The 26,859-nt window shown below is 58.6% G+C and carries 27 protein-coding genes and 1 tRNA gene; 17 read left to right on the forward strand and 11 right to left on the reverse strand.

All coding sequences use genetic code 11. The features are described from left to right. Nucleotides 1–105 precede the first annotated feature (105 nt). The 5 genes from PY308_RS03335 to PY308_RS03355 all read left to right on the forward strand — a co-directional run bounded on the left by PY308_RS03335 (nt 106) and on the right by PY308_RS03355 (nt 6,342). The gene (locus PY308_RS03335) at nt 106–1,749 is read left to right on the forward strand and encodes a phosphoethanolamine transferase (protein ID WP_275788055.1); all 1,644 of its coding nucleotides are present in this window, start codon (nt 106–108) and stop codon (nt 1,747–1,749) included. 71 nt (nt 1,750–1,820) lie between these two features. After that, the gene (locus tag PY308_RS03340; protein ID WP_275788057.1) at nt 1,821–2,483 is read left to right on the forward strand and encodes a response regulator transcription factor; all 663 of its coding nucleotides are present in this window, start codon (nt 1,821–1,823) and stop codon (nt 2,481–2,483) included. Continuing rightward, the gene (locus PY308_RS03345; RefSeq protein ID WP_275788059.1) at nt 2,480–3,790 is read left to right on the forward strand and encodes a histidine kinase dimerization/phospho-acceptor domain-containing protein; all 1,311 of its coding nucleotides are present in this window, start codon (nt 2,480–2,482) and stop codon (nt 3,788–3,790) included. Before PY308_RS03340 ends, PY308_RS03345 begins: the two co-directional genes overlap by 4 nt. Nucleotides 3,791–4,044: 254 nt before the next feature. Continuing rightward, entirely contained in the window at nt 4,045–5,091 is a 1,047-nt protein-coding gene (locus PY308_RS03350; protein WP_275788062.1) for an aldo/keto reductase, read from the forward strand. An 84-nt stretch (nt 5,092–5,175) separates the two neighbouring features. Continuing rightward, nucleotides 5,176–6,342, forward strand: coding sequence for a GAF domain-containing sensor histidine kinase (locus tag PY308_RS03355; RefSeq protein ID WP_275788065.1), 1,167 nt, complete (start codon nt 5,176–5,178; stop codon nt 6,340–6,342). 93 nt (nt 6,343–6,435) lie between these two features. Here PY308_RS03355 and PY308_RS03360 read toward each other — a convergent pair whose 3' ends face one another. Both PY308_RS03360 and dapD read right to left on the reverse strand, forming a co-directional pair. Next, complete coding sequence (locus tag PY308_RS03360; protein WP_275788068.1) at nt 6,436–6,795, reverse strand: DUF805 domain-containing protein; 360 nt, start codon at nt 6,793–6,795, stop codon at nt 6,436–6,438. Nucleotides 6,796–6,798: 3 nt separating this feature from the next. Then, nucleotides 6,799–7,659: a 2,3,4,5-tetrahydropyridine-2,6-dicarboxylate N-succinyltransferase gene (dapD, locus tag PY308_RS03365; protein WP_275788071.1), complete on the reverse strand. Its 861-nt coding sequence runs from the start codon at nt 7,657–7,659 to the stop codon at nt 6,799–6,801. A gap of 206 nt (nt 7,660–7,865) precedes the next feature. Between dapD and PY308_RS03370 the strand changes: the two genes are divergently transcribed. After that, nucleotides 7,866–8,765, forward strand: a complete 900-nt coding sequence (locus PY308_RS03370; RefSeq protein WP_275788074.1) for an LOG family protein — start codon at nt 7,866–7,868, stop codon at nt 8,763–8,765. A 69-nt stretch (nt 8,766–8,834) separates the two neighbouring features. On the opposite strand, the gene PY308_RS03375 is transcribed toward PY308_RS03370, so the two are convergent. Beyond that, entirely contained in the window at nt 8,835–9,353 is a 519-nt protein-coding gene (locus PY308_RS03375) for an EF-hand domain-containing protein (RefSeq protein WP_275788077.1), read from the reverse strand. 129 nt (nt 9,354–9,482) lie between these two features. Further along, nucleotides 9,483–10,199 (reverse strand): pyrimidine 5'-nucleotidase, encoded by a 717-nt coding sequence (locus PY308_RS03380; RefSeq protein ID WP_275788080.1) that lies wholly within the window; start codon nt 10,197–10,199, stop codon nt 9,483–9,485. Between the two features lie 45 nt (nt 10,200–10,244). Here PY308_RS03380 and PY308_RS03385 point away from each other — a divergent pair, with 45 nt between their 5' ends. The 3 genes from PY308_RS03385 to PY308_RS03395 all read left to right on the forward strand — a co-directional run bounded on the left by PY308_RS03385 (nt 10,245) and on the right by PY308_RS03395 (nt 13,060). Next, on the forward strand, nt 10,245–11,126 hold the full coding sequence (locus tag PY308_RS03385) for a sterol desaturase family protein (RefSeq protein ID WP_275788083.1): 882 nt from the start codon (nt 10,245–10,247) through the stop codon (nt 11,124–11,126). Nucleotides 11,127–11,186: 60 nt separating this feature from the next. Then, complete coding sequence (locus tag PY308_RS03390) at nt 11,187–12,101, forward strand: EamA family transporter (protein ID WP_275788084.1); 915 nt, start codon at nt 11,187–11,189, stop codon at nt 12,099–12,101. A 161-nt stretch (nt 12,102–12,262) separates the two neighbouring features. Next, nucleotides 12,263–13,060, forward strand: coding sequence for a sterol desaturase family protein (locus PY308_RS03395; protein ID WP_275788087.1), 798 nt, complete (start codon nt 12,263–12,265; stop codon nt 13,058–13,060). Between the two features lie 6 nt (nt 13,061–13,066). On the opposite strand, the gene argB is transcribed toward PY308_RS03395, so the two are convergent. Then, on the reverse strand, nt 13,067–13,954 hold the full coding sequence (gene argB / locus PY308_RS03400) for an acetylglutamate kinase (protein WP_275788090.1): 888 nt from the start codon (nt 13,952–13,954) through the stop codon (nt 13,067–13,069). 187 nt (nt 13,955–14,141) lie between these two features. On the opposite strand from argB, the gene PY308_RS03405 reads away from it, so the two are divergent. From PY308_RS03405 to msrB, 4 genes are all read left to right on the forward strand, one after another. Continuing rightward, nucleotides 14,142–14,681 (forward strand): sigma-70 family RNA polymerase sigma factor, encoded by a 540-nt coding sequence (locus PY308_RS03405; RefSeq protein ID WP_275788094.1) that lies wholly within the window; start codon nt 14,142–14,144, stop codon nt 14,679–14,681. Continuing rightward, nucleotides 14,678–15,388 (forward strand): anti-sigma factor, encoded by a 711-nt coding sequence (locus PY308_RS03410; RefSeq protein WP_275788097.1) that lies wholly within the window; start codon nt 14,678–14,680, stop codon nt 15,386–15,388. The genes PY308_RS03405 and PY308_RS03410 overlap by 4 nt, the downstream gene beginning before the upstream one ends. 228 nt (nt 15,389–15,616) lie before the next feature. Beyond that, on the forward strand, nt 15,617–16,174 hold the full coding sequence (locus tag PY308_RS03415; RefSeq protein ID WP_275788100.1) for a fasciclin domain-containing protein: 558 nt from the start codon (nt 15,617–15,619) through the stop codon (nt 16,172–16,174). 211 nt (nt 16,175–16,385) lie between these two features. Next, on the forward strand, nt 16,386–16,886 hold the full coding sequence (gene msrB, locus PY308_RS03420; RefSeq protein ID WP_275788103.1) for a peptide-methionine (R)-S-oxide reductase MsrB: 501 nt from the start codon (nt 16,386–16,388) through the stop codon (nt 16,884–16,886). Nucleotides 16,887–16,895: 9 nt separating this feature from the next. Here the strand turns inward: msrB and yihA are convergent, their stop codons facing one another. The 4 genes from yihA to rpmH form a co-directional block, all read right to left on the reverse strand. Next, entirely contained in the window at nt 16,896–17,549 is a 654-nt protein-coding gene (yihA, locus tag PY308_RS03425) for a ribosome biogenesis GTP-binding protein YihA/YsxC (protein ID WP_275788105.1), read from the reverse strand. Between the two features lie 182 nt (nt 17,550–17,731). Further along, nucleotides 17,732–19,516, reverse strand: a complete 1,785-nt coding sequence (yidC, locus tag PY308_RS03430) for a membrane protein insertase YidC (RefSeq protein ID WP_434064195.1) — start codon at nt 19,514–19,516, stop codon at nt 17,732–17,734. After that, nucleotides 19,503–19,901: a ribonuclease P protein component gene (gene rnpA, locus PY308_RS03435; protein ID WP_275788107.1), complete on the reverse strand. Its 399-nt coding sequence runs from the start codon at nt 19,899–19,901 to the stop codon at nt 19,503–19,505. Before rnpA ends, yidC begins: the two co-directional genes overlap by 14 nt. 32 nt (nt 19,902–19,933) lie before the next feature. Beyond that, on the reverse strand, nt 19,934–20,071 hold the full coding sequence (rpmH, locus tag PY308_RS03440; RefSeq protein WP_037104763.1) for a 50S ribosomal protein L34: 138 nt from the start codon (nt 20,069–20,071) through the stop codon (nt 19,934–19,936). 355 nt (nt 20,072–20,426) lie between these two features. Between rpmH and PY308_RS03445 the strand changes: the two genes are divergently transcribed. The 4 genes from PY308_RS03445 to PY308_RS03460 all read left to right on the forward strand — a co-directional run bounded on the left by PY308_RS03445 (nt 20,427) and on the right by PY308_RS03460 (nt 25,445). Continuing rightward, complete coding sequence (locus tag PY308_RS03445; RefSeq protein ID WP_275788121.1) at nt 20,427–22,442, forward strand: methyl-accepting chemotaxis protein; 2,016 nt, start codon at nt 20,427–20,429, stop codon at nt 22,440–22,442. A gap of 236 nt (nt 22,443–22,678) precedes the next feature. Further along, entirely contained in the window at nt 22,679–24,184 is a 1,506-nt protein-coding gene (locus PY308_RS03450; RefSeq protein ID WP_275788123.1) for a sensor histidine kinase, read from the forward strand. 177 nt (nt 24,185–24,361) lie between these two features. Further along, a tRNA-Arg gene (locus tag PY308_RS03455) sits at nt 24,362–24,438 on the forward strand. Nucleotides 24,439–24,680: 242 nt separating this feature from the next. After that, the gene (locus PY308_RS03460) at nt 24,681–25,445 is read left to right on the forward strand and encodes a glycosyltransferase family protein (RefSeq protein ID WP_275788126.1); all 765 of its coding nucleotides are present in this window, start codon (nt 24,681–24,683) and stop codon (nt 25,443–25,445) included. A gap of 105 nt (nt 25,446–25,550) precedes the next feature. Here PY308_RS03460 and PY308_RS03465 read toward each other — a convergent pair whose 3' ends face one another. Together PY308_RS03465 and PY308_RS03470 are read right to left on the reverse strand one after the other, a co-directional pair. Beyond that, nucleotides 25,551–25,988 carry a DUF1810 domain-containing protein gene (locus PY308_RS03465; protein ID WP_275788129.1) on the reverse strand — a complete coding sequence of 146 codons (438 nt, stop codon included), beginning with the start codon at nt 25,986–25,988 and terminating at the stop codon, nt 25,551–25,553. 96 nt (nt 25,989–26,084) lie between these two features. After that, nucleotides 26,085–26,669: an IMPACT family protein gene (locus PY308_RS03470; RefSeq protein ID WP_275788131.1), complete on the reverse strand. Its 585-nt coding sequence runs from the start codon at nt 26,667–26,669 to the stop codon at nt 26,085–26,087. Nucleotides 26,670–26,859 lie beyond the last annotated feature (190 nt).

The raw sequence follows: 26,859 nt of genomic DNA on the forward strand, positions 1-26,859 counted from the left end.
CGATCCGTTCAGGTTGCTGTCAGCAATGCGGCAGACAAGCCACGTCGGCAGCCCTGAGACACCGCACCTCGTCGCTGCATCCCGTTCGTGACGCAGGACAAGACGATGACTTTTGAAACTTTATCGACGCCGGTGGCAAGGCTGTCGCGCCCGACGATCGGCAGCGTAACACTGAGTCTGCTTGTGGCGCTTTATCTTCTGTTTGCCACCAACGGCACGTTCTGGAGCAAGGCCACGAGCTATCTCGGCTTTGCGAGCCCTGCATTGATCCTGCTTGGTGTCGGTCTGGCGGCACTTTTTTCAGCGCTCTGTATTGCGGTCTCGGTAAAATATCTGACCAAGCCTCTGTTTATCTTTCTGATCACCAGCTCTGCTGCGGCTTCCTGGTTCATGGACCACTATGGATCGATCATCGATGTCGACATGATCCGCAATGCGGCGGAAACGACAGGCGCCGAGGCCGGAGATCTGATCACAGCCGGCTTTTTCGTTCACATGATGGTCTTTGCCGGCCTGCCCTCGCTGATCGTGGCGCTGGTTCGTATCCATCACCGGCCGTTCGGCAGCAAGGTGCTGTGGAACCTTGCGCTCGTTTTCTCCTGTCTTGCAATATTTGCAGCGGCTGCGATCGCCAATGTCCGTACCTTTGCCGCCACCACCCGGCAACATCGCGACCTCGTTGCAACTCTGAACCCGGTTACGCCCATCGCCAGCGCCGTCCGCTACCTGAAAGCCAGTGGTGTCGAAGAAAACGCCACAGTCCAGCCACTGGGCACGGACGCCCGTGTGATGCCGCTTGCGGGTCAGAGCAAACCGCGTGTGACGATCGTCGTCGCCGGCGAGACCGCAAGGGCCGAAAGTTTTTCGCTGGGCGGATATTTTCGTCCGACCAATCCCGAACTGTCGCGCCGGGATATCCGTTATTTCGGGGAGACGTCGAGCTGCGGCACGGCGACCGCTGTTTCGCTGCCTTGCATGTTCTCCGTCTATACCCGCAGCAACTATACGCATGAAAAGGGTCAGACGACGGAGAACCTGATGGATGTGCTTTCCCATGCCGGGATCAAGACGGAGTGGTGGGACAACAACACCGGCAGCAAGGGCATTGCCGACCGTATCGCTTACATATCCCTTGCGGAACGCAACGATCCCCAGTTTTGCAAGGGCCATGAATGCACCGACGACGTGCTACTTGCCGGTCTCGATGCCTGGCTCGATGGCATCAAGGGCGACAGCGTCCTGGTTCTCCATCAGCTCGGCAGTCATGGCCCGGCTTATTACCAGCGCTATCCCGAGGCATTCCGCCGCTTCCAGCCCGATTGCCGCACCGCAGAGCTTGGAAACTGCACGCGCGAGGAGATCGCCAATGCCTATGACAACAGCGTCCTTTATACCGATCATGTTCTGGCCACCGTCATCGACAAGCTGAAGAGCCGCGACAGACGGCTTGCCGGGTCGATGGTCTATATGTCGGATCACGGAGAATCGCTTGGGGAGCACGGGCTTTATCTCCACGGCGCGCCCTATTTCATTGCGCCATCACAGCAAACGCATGTTCCCTTCGTGCTGTGGCTGGGAAAGGATGCAAAGGCTTCCATCGCGCAATCCTGCCTGATCGCGAAAACCGGCGAACCGCAATCGCATGACAATCTGTTTCATACGGTGCTCGGTTTGATGCATGTCGCAACCTCCGTCTACGACCCGAAGCTGGACACGCTCGCGGCTTGCCGCGGCAATCCCTCAACATGATCCAAGGCCGTTTGACGCGCTGGCCGCGAGGGGCATAAGTGTTGCGAGAAACATATCGGGGAACAAACGGCTTGCGCATCCTGCTGGTCGAAGACAACATGATTCTTGGCGAGGCGGTGCGGGATCATATCGTTGCCGCAGGGCATGCCGTGGATTGGATGACGGTGCTCGAGGATGCGCGGGCTGCCCTCCATGCCGTTTCCTACGGCCTTGTCCTGCTTGACCTGCGGCTGCCTGATGGCAGCGGCATTTCGCTTCTCAAAGAGATGCGCGCCGGGAAAAAGACGACACCGGTCATCATCCTGACGGCCCATGACCAGATCTCCGACCGCATCGAAGGACTGAACAGCGGTGCCGACGATTACCTCGTCAAACCGTTCGATCTCGGTGAACTGAGCGCCCGCATGCTTGCCGTCAGCCGCCGCTTCGGCGGCACTGTTGCGTCCGAACTGAATATTGGAAATCTCAGGATCAACCCGGCCGACCGGCGGGTTTTTGCCGGCGCGGTGGAGGTGGCTCTGTCGGGGCGGGAATGGGCGGTGCTTGATAGCCTGCTGTCGCGGCAGGGCGCCATCGTCTCGAAGGCGCAGATCGAGGAGGCGCTCTATTCGTTCGGGTCGGAGATCGAAAGCAATACCGTCGAGGTCTATGTCAGCCGCCTGCGCAAGAAACTCGGACGGGATCATGTCGTTACCGTGCGCGGCGTGGGTTATAAACTCGGAGCGCCGGCATGAGGGCGGCTCGTCCGCAGAGCATGACCCGCCGGCTGATCCTCTGGCTGACCGGTGCCACGACGGTCTTCTGGCTGGTTGCGGCCGGCCTTGGCATTGCCGTCATGAAGGAAGAGTTCGGCGAGATTTTCGATGCCTCGTTGCAGGAGACCGCCGAACGCCTGCTTCCCCTGGTGACCGAGGATATGAAACGGCACGGCGAAAGCGTTTCTGCCGAGGAAAGGGGCGGCGAATATCTCGTTTATCAACTGCGATCCGCCGACGGCAGCGTCCTCTTCCGCTCGAAGGGCGCGCCTGCCGCGCCTTTTGCTGCGCCGTTGAAGCGCGGTTTTTCACAAGACGGGGACTATCGCTTTTACACCGTGAAGACCCGGGACGGCAGCCTGTTCCTGCAGGTTGCCGATGCCTGGGATAACCGCGACGAGGCGACGGACGAGGGTGGGATGGCGCTTTTCCTGCCGGTGCTGCTGCTCATTCCCGTCAGCTCCGGGCTGATCTGGCTGATCGTCCGCCGGATGCTGGCGCCGATCGATGCTTTTCGACAAGCGATCGAGGAAAAGGACGGCGGCAACATGGCGCCTCTGGCATCGAAAGGCTTGCCCGGTGAACTGGAACCGATTGCCCGCTCGGTCAACCATCTTCTCGCCCGCCTGCAGGCTGCCTTCGACGCGGAACGGGAGTTCACGGCCAACAGCGCGCATGAATTGCGCACGCCGATCGCCGGCGCTTTGGCGCAGACCCAAATGCTGATGATCGGGCTGGAGGGACCGGAAAAGCGGCGCGCCGAGCAGATCGAGACATCGCTTGTCAATCTTCGCCACACCACGGAAAAGCTCCTGCAACTCGCCCGCGCCGAGGCGGGTATCGGGGTCGCTGGTACCAGAGCTGATCTCGCCCGCGTGCTGGAGCTCGTGCTCACAGACTTCCAGCGCGGCGAGATGGCGGTAAGGATAGCGTACGAACGTGAGCCCGGCGCCGTCCTGGAGGGTGCCTATAGCGAGGATGCTTTCGCCATCGTATTGCGCAACCTTATTGAAAACGCTCTGCTGCATGGGCAACCGGGCGAGCCCGTTTCGGTAAGGCTCCAGAAAGGCGGCATCGTCAGGATCGTCAACGCGGCCCCGCGTCTTTCCCCGGATGAGCTGATTGCCATCCGCAAACGCTTCGGCCGCGGCAATGCCATCGCGCGGGGTTCCGGCCTCGGCCTGTCGATCGCGGAACGATTGCTGCAACAGATGCATGTCCGCTTCGATATTCTTTCGCCAGCCACCGGCAGGAGCGACGGCTTAGAGGTGGTGATGAGGTTCTGAGACAGGACGATGCCACGGCTTTCAAACTTGCCATTGGCGCGGAACGCGCATGTTGAGACCAGACGGGCGATGTCTGCCGTTCTGTCGGGCATTTGCGGACGTTGCGCGGAAACGGAGAATGGCTCGTAAAATCGCGCGCGCCTGCATTTTTTCCGGTTCCTTCTGGCAACTGTCTTTGGCGATCCCTACATCAACAGAAGCGGCAGCACGCTGCATCCCGCCTTCTGATCACCAGAAAATCCACGGAGTGTCCCATGCGCTATAACCAGCTTGGCAATACCGGCCTGTTCGTTTCCGAAATCTGCCTGGGAACAATGACTTTCGGTGCAGCGGGCGAGGGAACGTGGGGGACGATCGCGGATGTGGATCAGGATGCGGCCGACAAGATCGTTGAAACATCGCTCGCAGCCGGCGTGAATTTCATTGATACCGCCAATGTCTATTCTTCAGGCGAATCAGAGCGTCTGCTGGGGCAGGCGCTGCGCAATCTGAAGGTCAAGCGTAGCGACGTCGTGATCGCCACCAAGGTTTACGGGCAGATGGGCAGCGGGCCGAATGATCGCGGCGCCTCACGCGGGCATATCATGGATTCGGTCGAAGCGAGCCTTGAACGTCTGCAGACCGATCATATCGACCTCTATCAGATTCACGGGGCGGACACCGTCACACCGATCGACGAGACGCTGCGGGCGCTGGACGATCTCGTATCGCGCGGCCTCGTGCGCTATGTCGGTGTCTCCAATTGGCAGGCCTGGAAGATCGCCAAGGCGCTGGGTGTTTCAGAGCACAAGGGATATGCCCGTTTCGAAAGCCTGCAGGCCTATTATTCCATTGCCGGCCGCGATCTCGAACGCGATATTGTTCCGCTGCTTGCCGAGGAGAAAATGGGGCTGATGGTCTGGTCGCCGCTGGCCGGCGGACTTCTGTCGGGCAAGTACGGCCCGGGCGCTCCTGGCAACGGCGAGGGGCGCCGCGCCAGCTTCGACTTCCCCCCTGTCGACAAGGACCGGGCCTGGGCGAGCGTCGCAGCGATGCGCGACGTGGCTGCGAAGTACGGCGCAAGCGTCGCCGAAGTGGCACTCGCTTATATCCTCTCCAAGCCCTTCGTCACCAGTGTGATCATTGGCGCCAAGCGCGTCGAGCAACTGGAGGAAAACCTCAAGGCGGTGAAGCTGAAGCTCGATGCCGATGATCTGAAAACCCTCGATGCGGTCAGCGCCTTGCCCGCAGAATATCCGGGCTGGATGCTCGAGCGGCAGTCCGCCGGGCGTCGTCCGCAGCCGTTCGAGCCCGAAGCTTAAACGGCCGTGACCATTCCACGTTTGCCGTAGGCGGGGCTTGCAACTTGGCGTCAATCCGCCGACAAAGGGCAATAGCGATACAGCATGATCGAGAGCACGTCCTTGAACGATACCACATTGGCTGTCGATGCCATCTCGCAAATCCCCGCCGTGCCGACAATCCTCGATGTTGTCTGCAAGACCACAGGCATGCGTTTTGCGGCGGTGGCGCGCGTCACGGCCGATCGCTGGATCGCCTGCAATGTGCGCGACGAAATCGCTTTCGGCCTCACTCCCGGCGGCGAACTGAAGATCGAAACGACGATCTGCGACGAGATCCGCGAGCATCGCCAGCCGGTCATTATCGAGAACGTGTCGGAAGACTTGCAGTATGCGCACCATCACACACCGCGGATCTACGGCCTCCAGAGCTATATTTCCATGCCCATTACACTGGCGGACGGGCGCTTTTTCGGAACACTCTGTGCCATCGACACGGTGCCACGGAAACTGAACACGCCGGAAACGATCGGTATGTTCACACTTTTTGCCAACCTGATCGCCTTCCATTTGGATACGCATGACCGCATGGAGCAGGAGCGGCAGAGCCGGGACCTGCGCGAGCAGTTCATTGCCGTGCTCGGCCATGATCTGCGCAATCCACTCGCCTCGCTCGACGCTGGCACGCGCATGCTGCAGCGTTCCGTTTCCGACGACAAGGGCAAGGCTGTGCTCGGATTGATGCAGAGTAGCATTTCCCGCATGTCGGGGCTTATCGACAATGTTCTGGATTTTGCCCGCGGACGGCTTGGCGGCGGCATACCAATCGAACAGGCGGACAGGGTACCGCTGCGGCCGATCATGGAACAGGTCGTCGCCGAACTGCGCATGTCCCATCCGGGACGCCGGATCGAAGCTGACTTGACGCAAGCCCAGGTCCGTTGCGACGAGGGCCGCATCGGTCAGCTCCTGTCCAATCTGTTGTCCAACGCCTTGACGCATGGCGATCCGGAGCAGCCGATCAGGGTCTGGTCGGTGATTGACGGGAAACTCTTCAAGCTCGCTGTCGCCAATGCCGGCGAACCGATACCGGACGGGGTCGTGAAGGACCTGTTCAAGCCTTTCGTGCGCGCGTCCGCCAAAGCGAACCTCGAAGGGCTGGGTCTCGGTCTCTATATCGCTTCCGAAATCGCCAAGGCGCACCGGGGTCGGCTTTCGGTCGTTTCGACGGTTGATGAGACCTGCTTTACCTTCGAAATGCCTCTCCAATAACCGGAAGGCAGATCGGAGATGCCATGTGCCAATGCATGTCGCCCGAAAGTGTGCTGCGGTTTCGGGAAAGCGACATGCATCAAAACAAAGACTTTAAGATCCGTAGGAATTGGGTGCGGACTGACCCGGCCACAGGCACAGCGCGATAAAGACGACCGGGCTCATGACCGGTATGAACAGACAGACGACGATTGGTCCGGGATAGCCGATATCGTGCAGGCGTTTGATCGTCAGCATGATGATCGATAGCGTGGAAACGAGGCCGCTGACGACGAGAGCCAGCGTCCATAGCCCCAGTTGGACGTCGTCGCCCTCGCTGGCGAACATCTGGGCCAAAAGCATGCCGCCGACGGCAACCCAGAACAGCCATCCGAGAAAATAGGGCATGCGGCCGAGACGGCCAGAGGGGCTGAACAACAGCCAGGTCATGGTTGTCGATCGCCCCTCGCGCATGGATCAATCCCGCAGGAGTTCGTTGATCCCTGTTTTCGAGCGGGTCTTTTCATCGACACGCTTGACGATGACGGCGCAATAGAGGTGCGGCGCCGGCTGGCCGTTTGCCATGACCGCGTTGCCCGATGGCATCGAACCCGCGACGACGACGGAATAGGGCGGCACCTCGCCATAGGTGATCTCGCCGGTGGCGCGGTCGACGATCTTTGTGGATTTGCCGATGAAGACCCCCATGCCCAGCACCGAACCCTCTCGTACGATGCAGCCCTCGACCACTTCGGAACGGGCACCGATGAAGCAATTGTCCTCGATGATGGTCGGGCCGGCCTGCATCGGCTCCAGCACGCCGCCGATGCCGACGCCGCCCGACAGGTGGACATGCTTGCCGATCTGTGCGCAGGAGCCAACGGTTGCCCAGGTATCGACCATCGTTCCCTCGCCGACATAGGCGCCGAGATTGACGAAGGACGGCATCAGGATGGCGTTGGGCGCGATATAGGCCGAGCGGCGGACGATCGCGTTCGGTACAGCGCGAAAGCCGGCGTCCCGGAACTGGTTTTCGCCCCAGCCTTCAAATTTCGAGGGCACCTTGTCCCACCAGGTCGATTGGCCCGAGCCACCCTTGACCACCTCCATGTCGTTGAGGCGGAAGGAGAGGAGAACGGCTTTCTTCAGCCACTGATTGACGGTCCAGTTGCCGTTTTCGCCGCGCTCGGCCACACGCACCTTGCCACCGTCGAGCAGATCGAGCGCGGTATCCACCGCATCGCGGATTTCGCCCTTGGTAGTGATGGTCACGGTATCGCGGTTGTCGAAAGCGGTGTCGATGGTCTTCGACAGGGAAGCGAGATCATGGGTGGTCATCGGAATTCCTTAAACTTCGGCATCTATCGTAACCTGCTCTAGAGCATGATCCCGAAAAATTGAAGTGGTTTTCGGTTGCGGTCGGCGCTGGATGAAGGTGTATGTCACGCAATGGCTGCGGATGATTTGACCCGTAGCGCGAGATGGCATCGGAAGGAGCATCCGGCAGCGATGAGAGCGGCCGGTTTGCGGCAGGAAAGTTTGACATGGCACGTGTGAAGAAGACGAATTTGCGCCGCAAGGACGGGGTCTGGGATCCGCTGGTCGACAGCGAACAGGCAAAGCACCGGGCGGCTGGCGTGCCGCAGACGCCTCAATCCATGTCGCCGTCCTACAGGCTGGCCTACACAGACGACGATTTCCTGACACGGGAGGAGTTGCGTCCCATCCGGCTGCAACTGGAGCTTTTGAAGCCGGACATGATCCTCAAAGAGAAAGGGATCAATTCGACGGTCGTGCTGTTCGGCGGCGCCCGTATTCCGGAGCCCGGCGGCGATGCCTGGGCGGCGAAGAACGACACGCAGCGAAAAAGTCTGACGACTGCTTCGGTCTATTACGACGAGGCCCGCAAGTTTGCGCAGCTTTGCTCGCTGCAGTCCGCCCGGACCGGCTATACGGAATATGTGGTGACCACCGGCGGCGGCCCGGGCGTCATGGAAGCCGGAAACCGCGGCGCGGACGAGGTTGGCGCGCCTTCGATCGGACTCAACATCGTGCTTCCGCACGAACAGGCTCCGAACCGCTACGTCACACCCGAGCTATCCTTCAACTTCCACTACTTCGCCATCCGCAAGATGCATTTCCTGCTGCGCGCAAAGGCCGTCGTGGTCTTTCCCGGTGGCTTCGGAACCATGGATGAGCTGTTCGAGACGATCACGCTGATGCAGACCGGCCGCATGGCGCTGGTGCCGCTGATTCTGTTCGGTGAAAAATTCTGGCGGACGATCATCAATTTCGAGGCGCTTGCCGATTTCGGCACCATTTCCCCTACTGATGTCGATCTTGTCCAGTTCGTCGAAACCGCAGACCAGGCCTGGGAAATCATTTCCAGATTTTATGCGGCTGTGGATCCGGCCTCCGTACCCGTGGCTTCAGGCACGCGCTGAGCCTGCCGCTCGAATCAGAAGCGGGCCGACGCGGTTCTCGCGCGCCTCGGCCCGCCTGTTGCAACGATGTCAGATCTTGCGGGTGAAATCCCCGGCATCAATAAAGCCATCGCCATTGACATCGCGCCGTTTGAACATCTTTCCGGCCTGCTCCGAAACTTCGGCGAGGCTGAGCGAGCCATTGTTGTCGGTATCCACCCGCTTGAACATCTTGGCCCGCATCCCGGGCATCATGGCCGGGCGCATCTCCCTGAGCTTTTCCATCGCTACCGTTTTATCGCCGGACTTGCCTCCGGCGGCACGCATTTCCTTGCGGGCTTCACGGAAAGCCTGGCGCTTGGCCTTGATCTCGTCTCGCGTCACCTGGCCATTGCCGTCGGCGTCGAAGGTCTTGAAGGCACTGGCAGCCTGTGCCTGGACCTCGTCAAGCGAGACTTTGCTGTCGCCATTGGTGTCGAGGCGCTTCATCATCCATTCGGCCCGCTGTTCCGGTGTCGGCTTCTGCCGGGCGGCGAATGTGGGGGCGACGAAGCCGGTCAAAGCCAGGCTGGTCGCGACTACGCCGAGAATCAAGGTATTTTTCCGCATGTCAAATCCTGTCCGTGTTTCTTGTCCCTGAACGCAGGATAGGCAGGTTTGGTGCGATGACCAGTTAAAGTTTTGTAATGTAAGTCTTTGGCGAAGAAGAGGTTTTAACGCGGCAAAATTACGATTGAATCATTCCGAAGCAATGATTTGCGTCAGGAAAGCCGTCAGATTCTCGGTAACAAAATCGATCTGATCGTCTTCTTCCTGCGAGGTCTTTTCCCAGGCTTCGGCAAATTCATATTCGAAATTGCGCGGCACCAGAAGCACTGTCGTCATCCCCAGTTCCTTCGGCACCACGAGATTGCGGGGCAGGTCCTCGAACATGGCCGCATGCCGGGTATCGACGCTATGGAGACCCATGAACTTGTGATAGGTATCGCCGGCGGGCTTCGGGAGGTAGCCGGCTGCGACAATGTCGAAAATATCATCGAAATGATCGAGAATGCCGAGCGCCCGCGCGGTCTTTTCAGCATGCATGACGCTGCCGTTGGTAAAGATGAATTTGCGTCCCGGAAGCGCCTTGATGGCCTCGCCCAGCGCGGGATCGGCGGGAACGATGCCATAGTCGATCGCATGGGCTTTTTCCAGAAAGTCGTTCGGATCGATCCCGTGGTGCAGCATCAGTCCCTGCAGGGTCGTACCGTGATCCCGGTAGTATTGCTTTTGCAAGGCCTTGGCGTCACCAGGCTCCATGCCGAGAAGCGTCGCAACGAAAGCCGTCATGTTTCGGTCTATCTGTCCAAACAGATTGACGTGATGCGGGTAAAGCGTGTTGTCGAGATCAAAAACCCAGTCGGAGACATGGGCAAAATCCTGCGCGGTCGGTAATCTGTCGATGGAGGCCATGGACGCTTTATGGCATGGCGCGGGGAGCAGGGAAACGTTTTCCCCATGGCTTCGCGTTTTTTCCACTTTGAATTGCCGACCCTGTATGGCACGTTTCCAACTGGATGGCTCTACGGAAGGGTGCTGCGGCCGATGTCGGATGAATTGTTTTATCTCGCATTCCTGTTGGCATTTTATGCTCTGACGGTCGTGACATATTTCGCGCTCGGCTACAGCCTGACTTGGTTGAACGAGCGCAATCCGGAGCGGAAAATCCAGAAGGGCCGTGGTTCCGGGAAGCGTCGCAGGGCGGAAATCCGCCAGAGCCTGGCCTCGATGTTCAGCGCTTGCTTGCCGCTGACGATCGGCCTCTATGCCCAGCAAAAAGGCTGGACGCCGATGCCATGGGATTTTAGCTGGTGGACTGCAGTCCCGCTCTTCATCCTCTGCATGTTTCTCTACGACACCTGGTTTTATTTCATGCACCGGCTGCTGCACACGAAATGGCTCTATCCGTTGCATGCGTTGCATCATAGAAGCGTCGCGCCGACGATCTGGAGTACCTATTCCGAGGATGTTCTTGACAATTTCCTGTTGCAGAGTTTTTCCGCCGTAGTCGTCTTCATCGTTCCGTTTCCACCGGCTATCTTGATAGGACACCGGCTTTTCGAGCATTTCAACGGCATGTTCGGTCATGCGGGCTTCGAATATTTTGCGGCGTCGGCGGCACGCTATCCCTCGCCGATGCTGTGCACGACCTTCCACGATCAGCACCATTCCGCCTTCCGCTACAATTACGGCAATTACTTCTCGTTCTGGGATCGGATGATGGGCACGATCGCGCCGCATTACGACCAGACCGTGAAGACCTTCGAGGATGAGGTGCCGTCCGTGCGGATGAGGCAAGCCACCACCCCGGATCAGGCTGCTTCGGAAAAATCGGCCTGATCGGTCGACATCAGTTATCCGTGCTTGGCAATACCGTAACGCGCGTGTTAGCCGCGGTGCATGGAACTCTGGATCGCCATAACCTTCGCCGCTGCGTTTATGCAGAATATACGCTCTGTATTGCAGAAGCACCTGAAAGGTGTCCTGGGCACGACCGGCGCGACTTTCGTGCGCTTCGGGTATGGAGCCCCTTTTGCTCTGTTCTATCTCGGGCTGCTCGTTTTTGCGTTAGACCGTCCGCTCCCCGTGCCGGACCGCCATTTCTTTCTGTGGGCGCTCATTGGTGGCCTGGCGCAGATCGCCGCAACCTTTCTGCTGGTCCATTTGTTTTCGTTCAGAAACTTTGCCGTTGGCACAGCCTATTCGCGCACGGAGCCGGCACAGGCGGCAGTTTTCGGCCTGATTTTCCTCGGTGAGGCAGCCAGTCGCGGCACATTGCTGGCGATTGCCATTTCCGTGGTTGGCGTCATGGTCATTTCGGTGGCGCGCACGCCTTTGTCAGTCCGGTCGCTGGCCACCTCGGTCTTCACCCCGACCGCAGGCATCGGGCTTTTGTCCGGCACCTTCTTTGGCCTGTCGGCAGTGTCTTACCGCGCTGCGTCACTGGCCCTTTCGCCAAGCCTGCCGCAGCCGGATTTCATCATGCAGGCCGGCTTCACACTCGGTTTCGTTATTCTCCTGCAGACGACAGTCATGCTCGTGTGGATCCTGATGCGAGAGCCGCAGGAACTGCGGCGCATCGCAGTCGCCTGGCGGCCGGGACTGCTGGTGGGTTTTGCCGGCGCCTCGGCGTCGTTCGGCTGGTTCATGGCCATGACGCTGCAGCAGGCGGCAATCGTCAAGGTGGTGGCACAGGTGGAGATGGTATTTACCTTCGCCTCGGCCGTCTTCGTGTTCCGGGAGCGTATCAATAGTCTCGAAGTCGTCGGCTGTCTCCTGATCGTTCTGGGTGTCGTCATGCTGGTGGTTGTATAGAACATCCGAAGATTAGGTTTCCGTGCAACGGCCGGAAGACTTGATGCGGTTCCTATCCCCGATACAGTCCGGAAAGCTTGCTTCTTCGTGTTTTTAGAGACACATTGTGTTCATAACTTTCCCAGCCCGTTCCAGCCAGTCGAGAACTCATGCCGGCGATCATGGATGCAGTATTCGAATTACTCGTTTTGCTGGCGGCAATCTACGCCGTGACGGTAGCGATCTATTTCATCCTGGGATTCGGCATAAGCTGGATGAACGATCGAAATCCGGAGCGGCGCATTCAAAAGACCCGGCGGGGCGAAATTCGCAAGGCTGCCGAAATCCGCCAGAGCATGGCCTCCATCCTGGTGACATGCGTGAGTGTGGCGATCGGCCTTTTTGCCCAGTACAAGGGCTGGACAATGACGGCCTGGGACTTCAGCTGGTGGACGGCAGTGCCCCTGTTCATCCTCTGCATGATCCTGTTCGATGCCTGGTTCTACTTCGCCCACCGCTTGCTTCACACGAAGTTCTTCTACAAATATCATGCGCTGCACCACAGGAGCGTAGCACCCACAGCCTGGAGCAACGATTCCATCGGGCTCGTGGATACGGCAATGTCCCAGGGCTATTATGCCGTCGTGCTATTCGTGGTGCCGTTTCCGCCGGTGATCGTTCTGGCCCATCGCCTGTTCGATCAGATCAACGGCACCTTCGGCCATGCCGGGTTCGAATATTTCGCGTCGAAGACGGCGCGGTATCCCTCGCCGATGCTGTGCACGACCTATCACGACCAGCATCACGCCCAGTTCAGATATAATTACGCGAATTTTTTCTCGTTCTGGGATCGCATCATGGGCACGATCTCACCGGTCTACGACAGCAAGGTCGAGGCGCTGGAGGCGACCCTGCCGCCGCTCAGCCTGAAGGTACCACCGCGCGCACCGGTCTCTCCGTCGCACGGCGATACAGCCTGAGCCGGGTCAGGGCACGATCAGCGTTCCCGCACCCTGCTCCGTGAAGATTTCCAGCAGCACCGAATGCGCGGTCTTGCCGTTGAGGATGACGACGCCCTGAACGCCTGCCTTGATGGCCTGGATGCAGGTCTCGACCTTCGGGATCATGCCACCGGAAATCGTTCCGTCCGCAATCAGCGCATTCGCCTGCGAAACGGAAAGCTCCTTGATGAGCTCGCCCTGCCTGTCGAGAACCCCCGGGACATCGGTCAGAAAAAGCAACCGGGTGGCGTTGAGCGCGCCAGCAATCGCGCCGGCAAACGTATCGGCGTTGATATTATAGGTATGCCCGTCCCGGCCCGGCGCGACGGGGGCGATAACCGGTATCATTTCGGAGCGCGCCAGCAGATCGAGCAGAGTGCGATCAACTTCGACGATTTCTCCGACGAAACCGAGGTCGAGAACGCGCTCGATGTTGGAATCCGGGTCCTTTATCGTCTTCTTGGCTTTTTCGGCAAACACCATATTGCCATCCTTGCCGCAAAGCCCGATCGCCCATTCGCCCGTCTGATTGATCAGCGCAACGATTTCCTTATTGATCGAGCCGGCGAGGACCATCTCGACAATCTCGACGGTTTTGGCGTCGGTCACACGCAGACCGCCCTCGAATTTTGATTCGATGCCCATTTTGGTCAGCATGGCGCCGATCTGCGGGCCACCGCCGTGAACCACGATCGGGTTGACGCCGGACTGCTTCAAAAGCGCGATATCTGCAGCGAAGGCCTTGCCCAGTTCCGCGTTGCCCATGGCGTGGCCGCCATATTTGACGACGATCGTTTTGTTTTCGTAACGCTGCATATACGGCAGTGCCTTGGCGAGAAGGTCTGCCTGAATTTCGCTCTCGGATAAGGACATGGAAGATACCTCTGGAAAAAGCCGGCTGCTGTGTAACGCAAGTTTCCCGTGGAGGGAATGATCAAGGGCAAAGATAAAGCCGGTGTGACATCGTGCGTGTCCGCCGTCTTTATCATCGCTTGCCCTCTTTTTTCCCACCCTTTCTACGCTATGTTGGCTACCACAGGGCGAGGACTTAGAACCATTTATGGCCAATGACGAAATTTCCACATTGATCTCCCGCGTTTCGCTGCGCGATCGCGCGTCGTTTTCGACGCTGTACCAGAAGACCAGCCCGAAACTTTTTGCTATCTGCCTGCGTATACTCAGGGACAGGACAGAGGCCGAAGAGGCGTTGCAGGAAATATTCATCAAAATCTGGCAACGCGCGGATCGCTACATCGCCGGCGAAACCAGCCCGATGTCCTGGCTTTCCGCAATCGCTCGCAATCACGCGATCGATCACCTTCGGGCGCGAAAGCCTGTGGCAAACACGATTGACGAGGCCTATGATCTGGCCGATTCTGCACCGGATCCTGAAAAATCCGCCATCAATCAGGCGGAAGGCCGCAGAATAGACAAATGCATGGCCGAACTGGAAGCTGACCGTGCAGATGCGGTACGCAAGGCCTATGTCGAGGGGCTGAGCTATCAGGAACTGGCGGAGCTTTTCGATACGCCGCTGAATACGATGCGAACTTGGCTGCGACGCAGCCTGCTAAAGCTGAGAGAGTGCATGGAGCGATGACCCCACAGAACCCGGACAGCGGAGATTCCCGTCGCGATCAGGTCATCGCCGGAGAGTATGTGCTCGGTGTTCTGTCGAACGAGGACCGGCGCAAGGTTGAGGCACGCATCGTTCTCGACCGGGCCTTCGCGGCAATGGTCAAACACTGGCAAAGCAATCTTTCATCCTTCGATGAGGCTTATGAGCCCGTCTCGCCCCCGAAAAAAGTCTTCGTTGCCGTCGAGCGGCGCCTGTTTGCCGAAAGCCGCTCAACGACTGCCGGCGGCTTCTGGAATTCGCTCGCCGTCTGGCGCGTTTTGACGGTTGCCTCGCTGGCCGGCATGGTGACGCTCGCGGCCCTGACCTCCGGTATTCTTGATCCTGCGGCCCAGCCGCTGGTGGCGGAGCTTTCCGGCGATGCGAGCGCCTCGATCAATCTTTTGGCGCAATATGACGCTGGTCGCGGTGCGCTGAAGTTCACGCCGGTGGCCGCCGGGCAGGGTCAGACCAAATCTCTGGAGCTCTGGCTGATAGAAGGCAGCGGTCCGGCCCTGTCGCTTGGCGTTTTGCCGCAATCTGGAGAGGGCGAAGTGGTCGTGCCGCCGGCACTGCGTGCAAAGATAGGCGAAGGCGTCACGTTTGCCGTCAGCCTCGAACCGTTTGGCGGCTCTCCGACCGGCGTTGCAACTGGCCCTGTCATCGCGGCCGGCAAGGCGCGGCTACCCTGAAATTGTTACGAGACGAACTGGACCGGCGCTTAACGAGCGCCGGTCCAGTTCGTGATGTTTTTTCCAAAAATATCTTTTATATCAAGCACATAAAGTTTGTTGCCCTATTCTGAAACTCTTTCCGATGGCATCCCGTTACTCGCTTTGTCCTCTGCGCAGAGAACATTTTAAACGACAAGGGAGGGGCCTGCTCAGGCGGGTCCGCGAGATCAACAGGAAGGAATAGAAATGTTCAAGTCCATGCTGCGCACGGTGACCGTCGCTTCGATACTGGCCGCCGGCGTTGCTGCTGCCCATGCGGAAAATCCAATGGTCGGCGGCGCTCCGATGTACGAAAACAAGAACATCGTCGAAAATGCAGTTAATTCCAAGGATCACACGACGCTTGTTGCCGCCGTCAAGGCTGCAGGTCTTGTCGAAACGCTTCAGGGCGCCGGTCCGTTCACTGTCTTTGCTCCAACAAACGAGGCCTTCGAGGCTTTGCCTGCAGGCACCGTGGAAACGTTGCTGAAGCCTGAGAGCAAGGACATGCTGACAAAGGTTCTCACCTGCCATGTGGTGGCCGTCAGTGCCCTCTCGGACGCCATCGGCAAGATGGTGGCGGATGACGGCGGCACGCACGATGTCAAGACAGTGGGCGGCTGCGTATTGAAAGCCAAGGCCGATGGCGGCAAGATCACACTGACAGACGAAACCGGCGGTGTCGCCACTGTGACCATCGCCGACGTCAAGCAGTCGAACGGCGTTATCCATGTGATTGACAAGGTGCTTTTGCCGAAGGCGTGACCCGCTTGGAGCCGAATGCCGACTGACTGCATATTCGGCTCCGGGCCGGAATCTTATCCCTTCCGGTCTGAAGGCCGCCGGTTTGTTTCCGGCGGTCTTTTTATGTTGGGCAGACTCACGCGGGATTGATTGTCATGTGTTTTGCCGTGGCGGGCGAAGACCGCTAAACTGTCAAATGCGGCTGCCACAGCAGTCTGTAAGGGAGATACTCATGACAAGCCGACGGTTGTTTCTTTTGTCTGGCACTGCCGTTCTGGCAGCAGCCGCTTTTCGTGGCCTTATGCCGCCGAGCATCGCGGCGGAAACCGCTGAAACCTTCGAGGTTATGAAAACGGATGCCGAGTGGAAAGCGATGCTGACGGACGAGCAGTATCGTATCTTGAGGCACGAGGACACGGAACGGCCCTTTACCAGCGCACTCAACACGGAGAAGCGAAAGGGCACATTCGCCTGTGCCGGCTGCGACCTGCCGGTTTATTCGTCCGAAGCCAAATACGACAGCGGCACCGGCTGGCCAAGTTTCTGGGAGGCGCTGCCGAACGCGATTGCAACACGGGAGGATACGTCTCTCCTGATGACACGCACCGAATGTCACTGCCGTCGCTGCGGGGGACATATGGGGCATATTTTCAATGACGGTCCGCAGCCAACCGGGATGCGGCATTGCATCAATGGCCTGTCGATGACGTTCAAGCCGGCGACAGCAACCTGAAAACATCGATCAGGTGGAAATGGCCACCCGGATTGCATTGCGCAAATCTTCGATCCCGCCGCCTTTTTCCGAGGAGGTGGACAGCACCTCAGGAAAGGCTGCCGGCCGCTTCTTGATCAGTTCCAGCGTTTCGGCAAGCAGACGGGGCACGGCCGGCTCCTTGATCTTGTCTGTCTTGGTCAGAACGACCTGATAGGAGACCGCAGCCTTGTCTAAAAGGGATAGAACATCATCGTCATTCTTTTTGATGCCGTGACGGCTGTCGATCAGCACATAGACGCGCTTTAGCGTCGAACGGCCGCGGAGATAGTCGAAGACAAGCCTGGTCCAGGCATCCACATGCTCCTTGGGCGCTTGGGCATAGCCATAGCCCGGCATATCGACGAGAGCCATGGGCGGCAGATCGCCCGGCTCGCCGGTATAGCCATCCGGGACGAAATAGTTGAGCTCCTGCGTCCGTCCGGGCGTGTTGGATGTCCGTGCCAGACCTTTCTGTCCCACAAGCGCATTGATGAGCGACGACTTGCCGACATTCGAGCGCCCGGCGAAAGCGATTTCCATCGGCCCTTCCGGCGGCAGGAACTTCATCGACGGCACGCCGCGAATGAAGATCCACGGCCGTCCGAATAGGGGCTTGTCATCCTGGTACTTTGCGTCGGTCATAGGTGGTCCTGTCTATCGTGTCGGGTCAGGACTTCAGGCTTTTATGTCTCCATGTCAAGGAAACCCGATGTTTTTAGCCTGCCAGGCATCTCCCATCTGTCAGCAACGCGCCGTCATGCTTGAAATGAAAACGGCCCCGGATGGATAATGCCGGGGCCGTTCAATCGTGCGATGGCTTCGGCCTATTCTGCCGGCTTGGGCTTTTTGGAAAACACGCCCTTCAGATTGTCGAACAGTTCGATCTTGGCGCCATGGCGCTTCATGATAAAGGCTTGCTGGGTGATCGACAGCGTGTTGTTCCAGGCCCAGTAGATGACCAGGCCGGCCGGGAAGCTTGCCAGCATGAAGGTGAAGACAACGGGCATCCAGGTAAACAGCATGGCTTGGGTTGGATCCGGCGGCGTCGGGTTCATGCGCATCTGCAAGAACATGGTGATGCCCATGACCAGCGGCCAGACGCCGATCAGCAGCATGTGCGGCACGTCATAGGGCAAAAGTCCGAACAGGTTGAAGATCGATGTCGGATCGGGCGCTGACAGATCCTGGATCCAGCCGAAGAAGGGCGCGTGGCGCATTTCGATGGTGACGTAGATCACTTTGTAGAGCGCGAAGAAAACCGGGATCTGCAGGAGGATCGGCCAGCAGCCGGCGATCGGGTTGATCTTCTCGTCCTTGTAAAGCTGCATCATCCCCTGCTGCAGCGCCATACGATCGTCGCCATGCTTCTTCTTCAGTTCCTCCATCTTTGGCTGAACCTTCTTCATGTTCGCCATGGACGCATATTGCTTGCTGGCGAGCGGGAAGAACAAGGCCTTGACGACCACGGTGGTCAGGAGAATGGCGGCGCCGAAGTTGCCGAAATACTTGAAAAAGAAGTCCATCAACTGAAACATCGGCTTCGTGAAGAACCAGAACCAGCCCCAGTCGATCAGACGATCGAACATGGGAATGGAATACGCCTTCTCATAGCCATCGATAAGCGGCACTTGCTTTGCGCCTGCGAAAACCAGCGTCTTGAGATCGGTGGATTGACCGGCGGCAACTGTGATCGGATCCTGCTTGTAGTCAGCCTGGTAGCGCGGCCGGCCGTCCGGGAAATGCGCGAATTTAGCGTCGTACGGCGTGGCCTGAGGCGGCACGATCGTTGCGGCCCAGTACTTGTCGGTAATGCCCAGCCAGCCTGTCGTTGTTTTCCCAGGTTGTGTCGGGGCTTCGTCCTCGACCTTGCCGTAGGCAACTTCTGTCAGCCCGTGCTCGCCGATAACACCGATAAAGCCTTCATGAATGACGAATACACTCGGCGTCGTCGGCTTGTTGAAACGTGTGACGCGGCCGTAGGAGGAGAACGAGGCAGGAGCCTCGCTGCCATTGGTGATCTTGTCGTCGATCTTGAACATGAAATGGTCGTCAACGGAGATGGTGCGATCGAAGACGACGCCCTTCTCGTTGGTGAAACTCAGCGTGACCGGTGTGGACGGGGTGAGCTTGTCACCGCTTTTAACCGTCCATACCGTCGTCGGGCCGGGGGCCGTGCCGGAGGCTTCTCCGGCGATATAACCCAGTTCTGTGAAATAGCCGTCTTGCGTGTCGGCCGGGCTGAACAGCGTGATGATCGGGCTCTTGTCATCAACGGTCTCGTGGTATTCCTTGAGCTTCAGGTCGTCGAGACGCGCGCCGGTCAGGTTGATGGAGCCGCTCAGAGCCTGGGTGTCGATGGAAACGCGGGCCGATTTGGCGATTGCCTGCTCGCGGTTTTCGCTGCTGCCCGGAACACTGCCTTCGGCCGGCTGCGTGGTGGTGCCCGCCTTGCTTCCCGCAGGCTGGTTGGACTGCGTCTGGCTCTGCAGGGCTTCCGCAGCAATCCGTTCCCTCTCCATCTTGGGATTGATGTAGAGAAACTGCCAGGCGATCAGGATCACCACCGACAGGGCAATCGCCACGAAGTAGTTGCGGTTATTTTGCATCATTCTTTCCCGAAGCCGGCCAGTCGCGGCCATGAATTTTTTGGCTGTTTTCGATCCGTTTGCGAAGCCCCTTTACCATCTGGTCGAAGGAGGCGCCCAAGAGGTCGCGTCTGGCGACAATCACATAGTCGTGTCCGGGCTTCATTGCAAACCCGGCGGACAGCCGCACCGCTTCTTTCAGGCGCCGGCGCATCCGGTTGCGCTCCACGGCGTTACCCTGCTTCTTGGTAACGGTGAAACCGCAGCGCGCCGGTGCAGTTTCGTCTCCGTGATCAAGGACCTCGAGAAGGAAGAGCGGCCCTTTGCGCCTTTCACCCTCGCGCACAGCAAGAAACTGCGGCCGGCTTTTAAGCCGCCCGACAGTCGATTTCGTTGTGTTTGACGTCATGTGCCCGCGGTCTTTCTTCGGGCCGAGCCGGCTTAAGCCGACAGACGCTTGCGGCCACGTGCCCGGCGGGCAACGATAACCTTGCGGCCACCCTTGGTGGCGATACGTGCACGGAAGCCGTGACGGCGCTTGCGAACAAGCTTGGACGGTTGGTAGGTACGCTTCGTCATTTATTTTAATACCGCGGTGTGCGGCCCTTCTTGGGTTTGCTTCTTAGCAAGGGAGCGTTACGTTCCGGACACGGCATTGCACAGGGCAGGGGGACCTGTCGGGACGTGCGCGGCTTATAGGTGAAAACGCGCGCAAAAGTCAATTGCTGCGGCGAAAAGCCCCAAAACCAGTTCATTCCGACGTGCCCGCAATTGAGGCACTGCCGCGCTTGAGACAGCGCAGCTTGTAAAGATCTGCTGAAATTTATCGTTATTGGCATCGCTTCATTAACCAAGGCCAATCTATCGTCTCCGTAACCAACAGCCATACCGTCTTTTACAAGTCGCGTTTAAAGGCATTTTTCGGAGACGTTGCATGAAAATTCGGGGCAAGATCTATCTCATTGTCGGTGTGATGAGCCTGATCACGCTGGCTGTGACAGCAATAGCATTGACCGTCGTCAATCAATACAACCGCAAGCTCGTCGAGTTCGACAATGTTTCCGACCGAGCCTTCAACGGCGAGCGGCTGAACCGGCTGGTGACGGCCGTCGTCATGGAAGCCCGCGGGATCTATGCGGCACCGACGAGCGAAAAGGCACAGCCCTTCGCTGAGGGGCTGCACAAGAATCTCGATAAGATGGACGACCTTCTGGCCAACTGGAAAACCCTCGTTCCACAAGAACAACTCTCGGCATTCGACGCGGTCGTCGCCCGTGCTGCGGAGTTCCGCACCTTTCGCACGGAGACGGCGCGACTGAGCCAGGAGGTCTCGCCACAGGACGCCAACGCACAGGGCAACAACGACCTGAACCGCGCCAACCGCAAGGCTTTCCAGGCCGAAATCGATGCCATCGTGGAAGCCGACCGGCAGGCGCTGGATACTATCAAGGCCGAGGTGAGCGCCATTGAAAGTCGCATGATCCTGATGGTTCTTCTGACGGCAGGCCTGGGGCTTGTCGCCGGTATCGGCACGGCCTTTTACATCGGCACCCGGCAGCTAAGCCAGCCTATCCTGACACTCACAGGAGCGATGAAGCGGCTTGCGGACGGCGATCTGACAACTGACGTGCCCTTTGCGGCTCGCAAGGACGAAATCGGCGAGATGGCCGACGCTGTGGAAGTCTTCAAGCGCAATGGCCTTGTGGTGCGCGATCTCAATGCGCATGAGACCGTCTTGCGCGAAAAAAGCGCCGAGCTGCAGGCCAGCATCGCGACGGTTGTGGCCGCCGCCGCCGCCGGCGATTTCACGCGCCGCATCGACAAGGACTATGGCGACGACGGCCTGAACCGGTTCGCGGCCAGTGTCAACGAACTTGTCGGCAGCGTCGACAGCGGCATCGGCGAGACCCGGCGGGTAATCGCGAGCCTTTCCGGAGGGGACCTGACGCAAAGTATGAACGGCACCTTCCAGGGCGCTTTTGCCGAACTGCAGCAGAACGTCAACGAAACGCTGTTCACCCTGCAGAAGACCCTGCGCGAGGTCAGCGTCACCACGGATTCGATCAACGGCAATTCCAGCGAATTGCGCAGTGCCGCCGACGATCTGTCCAAGCGCACGGAGCAGCAGGCGGCCGCGCTCGAGGAGACGTCAGCAGCACTGGACGAGATCACGGTTGCCGTGCGCCAGTCGACCGATCGCGCCCAGGAAGCGACGGTCATGGTCACCGAGGCCAAGCAGAGCGCTGCGCAGTCCGGTGCCGTCGTGCGCAACGCCGTAGAGGCGATGGGCCGGATCGAGCAGGCATCGAGGGAGATCGGCCAGATCACCAACGTGATCGACGAGATCGCCTTTCAGACCAATCTGCTCGCCCTCAATGCCGGCGTCGAGGCCGCGCGGGCCGGGGATGCGGGCAAGGGCTTTGCCGTCGTCGCGCAGGAAGTGCGCGAACTTGCCCAGCGCGCTGCCAGTGCTGCGAAGGATATCAAGGGACTGATCGCAAAATCGGGTACCGAGGTCGCGACCGGCGTCAAGCTGGTGCAGGAAACCGGCCAGGCGCTCGGACAGATCGAAACACGCGTGCTGAAGATCAACGACCATATCCATTCGATCGCAACCGCGGCCAAAGAGCAATCGACCGGCCTTGGCGAGGTCTCCACCGCCATCAACCAGATGGACCAGGTGACGCAGCAGAACGCCGCCATGGTGGAGGAAGCCAATGCTGCCACCCACAAGCTGTCCGCGGAAGCAGACAGTCTCGCCCGGCTGATCTCGCACTTCAAGCTGGACGCCGATGCAGCACCGATGCGGCCCGTTTCCCTGGTGCGCGAGACGGCCCGTCCTGTCGCCTCGCCGGCGCGTAAAATGCTCGGCAATGTCGCCCGCGCCTTCGGCGGCTCATCCGCCGCATCCTCGGCGGCGACAGCAAAGGACAACTGGGAAGAATTCTGATCCGGGCTGTTTGATGTTTCAAGTGAGCCCGCGCTGGAACGATGTCCGGCGCGGGCTTCCTTTTTTCCGGCACCGGGAAATGCAGGTGTCGGGCCTCGGACATCCGCCCCAGCACAGGCTCTGCCCGTTGCAGGCGGCGATTGGAAAATGCGCCGTCCTCCTCTATGATGTGTCGGGCAGAGAACCGTTCTTCCGCGACACGAAATCTTCGGTCGTCTGGCAAAGGCGCAAGAACCATGACGACCGACATTGTTGCAAATCCGGATGATGCCGCCGGCCGAAAGACGCCTTCGCCGAAAATCGGGTTTCTGCATGGGCTGTCTGGCCGACTGCTGCTGCTGACCGTCGCTTTCGTCATGCTTGCCGAAATCCTGATCTTCGTGCCCTCGGTGGCGAGCATGCGCATCCGCTGGCTTGAGGACCGGCTCAACACCGCAGCGGCCGCAGGCGTGGTGGTGGACGGGCTTGAGGATGTGCAACTGTCGCGCATGGTGCAGCAGGATACGCTGATGGCAACCGGCACCAAGGCCATCGTGCTGAGGCGCAAGGACGAATCACGGCTGATCGCTGCGGAAGACATGCCGCCGCAGGTTGATGCGCAATACGATGTCGCCGCCATGTCGCCGATCGCCGCGATCCGGGATGCTTTCGATACACTGCTGTTTGGTGGCGACAAGGTCGTCCGTATCTACGGCCCGGTGGGCGACGGTCATTCAGCCATTATCGAGGTGGTGATGGAGGATGCCAGCCTGCGCAAGGCAATGCTGACCTATTCCCGCAACATGTTTTTCCTGTCGCTTGCGATATCGCTGTCCACGGCCGTGCTGATCTTCCTCTCGATCCGCCGGCTGATGATCGCGCCGATGCGCCGCATGACCGCCAATATGCAGGAATTTGCCGCCGATCCTGCCGATCCCGCCCGCATCATGATGCCGCCGCCGGGAAATGATGAACTTTCCGTCGCCGGCCGGCATCTGGCAGCCATGCAACAACAGCTACAGAAAACCTTGAAGCAACAGAAAAATCTTGCCGATCTCGGGCTTGCCGTCTCAAAGATCAATCATGACATGCGCAACATACTGTCGTCGGCCCAGCTCATCTCGGACCGGCTTGCCGATGTAGACGATCCGATCGTCAAGCGTTTCGCCCCGACGCTGTTGCGCACCATCGACCGTGCCGTCGGTTACACCACTGAGGTGCTGTCCTATGGCCGCACGACCGAACCCGAACCGCATCGCCGGTTTCTGGCGCTACGGCCGCTGGTCGGCGATGTCGCGGAGATGCTGGCGATCGATCCCGCTTCCGGCGTCGATTTTCGCATCCAGGTTCCAGAGGAACTGCAGGTGGATGCCGACAGCGAACAGTTGTTCCGCGTCGTCCACAATATTTGCCGCAACGCCGTACAGGCGCTGATGAACGATCCCGGCGAAGACGCATCGGCGCGGATCGTCACTGTATCCGCGATACGCACCGGCAGCGTCGTCAGCCTGACGGTGGATGACACCGGCCCGGGCATGCCGTCAAAGGCGCGGGAAAACCTCTTTGCGGCCTTCCGCGGCTCTGCCCGCTCCGGCGGCACCGGGCTTGGACTGGCGATTGCCCGCGAGCTGGTGCTTGCCCATGGCGGCACGATTGCTCTCGTGGAGAAGCCGGGACCCGGAACCCAGTTCCGCATCGAACTGCCGGACCGCCCCGTGCCGCTCGACGCCTTCCGCGCCAGACCCCGTACCCAAAAGGACTAGCTCACGGGGCTTCCCATCAGAGATGGTTGAGGCGCCATGACGCGTGATTCATAAAATAAATCAAAGCTCTATCTCAATAAAACTGCAAAAAAAGATCTTTTTCCTGAAATTCGCTTGCATTCCCGGGTCGGACGTTTTAGAGGATCGCCACGCAAGCAGTTATCGCCGCTTTGCGCCGCACCCGTAGCTCAGCTGGATAGAGCACCAGACTACGAATCTGGGGGTCGGGCGTTCGAATCGCTCCGGGTGCACCATTTTCGTGAGCTTGTTAGGAAAATGCAGTAGCGGTTGTTGAACATGTTTGTTAGCGGTTGCGAGATTATCATGCTTGCAAGCTCCTAAATTGGACCGTTCCCTCGTTTTTCGCTGAGCTGCGCAACTGGTCGAAATCTTCAATGTTCACTTATCGTCGCACTTGGCGAGTCAAGTGATATGCTTTAGAGCTATCATGCGCTACTAATGCGAAAATCTTGCAACAACAGATGGAATAAGTTCAGTGCGAAAGTGGTATTTGTGCATAAATGAAAAAGGCTTCAAAAGCTCGGTTGAGATGATTCGAGCCGCGGTGAACTCTGCGCGTGCCAATACTGATCTTGTACCGCATTGCGTTTACTCGGGAGAAGACGCATCACACATTTCTGAACTTGAGAATATGGGGATAAAAGTAATCCGTCATCGCTCAACCTTCGAAGATGATCTTAGATTCGCGTATGGGAAAGAGTATGATACTTTCTCTGGACATTGGTTACGAATTGATTTGCCGGTATTAGAGGAAGAGGATGAATATATACTTTATACAGATAATGATGTAATTTTTTTAGCTCCACCCGAAGATATTAAGCCAAATTTGATCGCTGCGGCACCTGAGTTCGATCAGAAAAAGCTTACATATTTTAGTAGTGGGGTCCTAGTCATGAACGTGAATGGCATGCGTGAAGTACGTGCGCCGTTTCTTGAGCAGATAAAAAGTAGATTGCGTGGAGATTTCCGCTATCCAGCCCACGACCAACAGAGCTTTAATAAGTTTTTTTATGGGTCTTACGACCATTTGCCGTTGACCATGAATTGGAAGCCGTTTTGGGGCATAAGCGACGATGCAAGAATCGTTCATTTTCATGGACCTAAACCACTGCATGCCCGGATGCTAGCAAACGGCGGTGGCGATCGCTTTATGCCGATTTACAAGGAGCTTTGGCAAAAATCTCCGGAGGCTTACGCTAAATACTCAGATTTGTACGATGAATACAAAAATAAAAATTGAGTTTAGTCAGAAAAACACCGCTTTCTCAGCTCTGAAGTTCAATTTTGAGCTGTCAAGTTACTGTAAGGTGTCAAAATGTTGGGCGATCTAATATCGCTGTTTTGACTATTTAATACTAAAGCTCGCCAAGGCAGCCAGCGTTTTATCATCTGGCTGCCCCGCAAAATAGTCGTCGATCACCGTCTGAAACGGTCTGGAATCCTCCGCAACCTCCCGGAACAGTGTCATCGATGACCGCAGCTTCATGTCGTCGGGCGAGCCGAAGATCTCGCGGGCAGTGCGGCCGGTGTGTGCATTGAGGGTCTGGGTGCAGCGTAGAAGGCGGGGGCCGAGCAGGGGATGGGCAAGATAGGCCCGCGCCTCGGCAAGCGTGGAGATGGCGTAGCGAACCGCCGTTGGAGAGGAACCAAGCCCCGCAATCTGCGGAAAGATGAACCACATCCAGTGGCTTCGCTTGTGGCCGTCCATCAGTTCGGCAAGGACGATGTCGTAGATCGCTTCCTGCGCATCGACGAAACGTTGGAGGTTGAAAGGGTCATTCATCTCTGTTGCATCCCGCTCGGTCGCTATGGCTGTCCATGATGTCCGATAGATCGAACGCCCGGTAAGTCGGTAGGTTCCTATCATCGATCCTTGGTATCAGTCGTCCACAACAAGCGTCGCCCGGCCGCGGCTGAGGTCCAGCACCAGGGCCGCCGCATCGACCGCCAGCATTCTCGGGATCAGCAGCGAAAGATGCGCGCCTGTTTCGGTGAAGCTTTCCGATGCGATGGCAATGCCGAAAGCCGGAAGCCGCGCCTTGATCAAGGCGAGGTCGGAAAAGTGGCAGGCAACGGTGCCGGAGATCGTATCGACGATCTCGATTTTCTCTGCTGCCCGAAGGCACATGGCAACCGTGCCGCCATAGGCGCGCATCAGCCCGCCGCTGCCGAGAAGCGTTCCGCCGAACCAGCGGATGACGAGTGCCACGACATGATCCAGCAACTGGCCGTCGATCGCCTGCAGGATCGGCTTTCCCGCCGTGCCGCCGGGCTCGCCGTCGTCGCTGAAACGGTAGACCTGGCCGATGCGGAAGGCCCAGCAATTGTGGCTTGCGGTCGGGTCGGAATGGCGGGCGATGAAGCCCCTGGCTTCGTCCTCATTGGAAACGGAGCCGCAGAGCGCCTGAAAGCGGCTCCTCTTGATGTCCTGGCTATGGGTTTCGAGGCGCTGAAGCGTAAACATGATCGCGTTATTGCAGGGAAGCATCGAGCAGGGAACCCCATTGTCGCCGACTGCCGATCCTCAAGGATGCGATCGACAGCGGCAAGCCGGCAGAGAGACACCACTGAAATCGGAAAGCTTCACACGAAGGGGAGAGCGGGGCTCTCCATCCCCGCTTTATAGGGTGTCAGAAGCGGCAGACCGGACATTC

Source organism: Pararhizobium gei, assembly GCF_029223885.1.
Classification (GTDB): domain Bacteria; phylum Pseudomonadota; class Alphaproteobacteria; order Rhizobiales; family Rhizobiaceae; genus Pararhizobium; species Pararhizobium gei.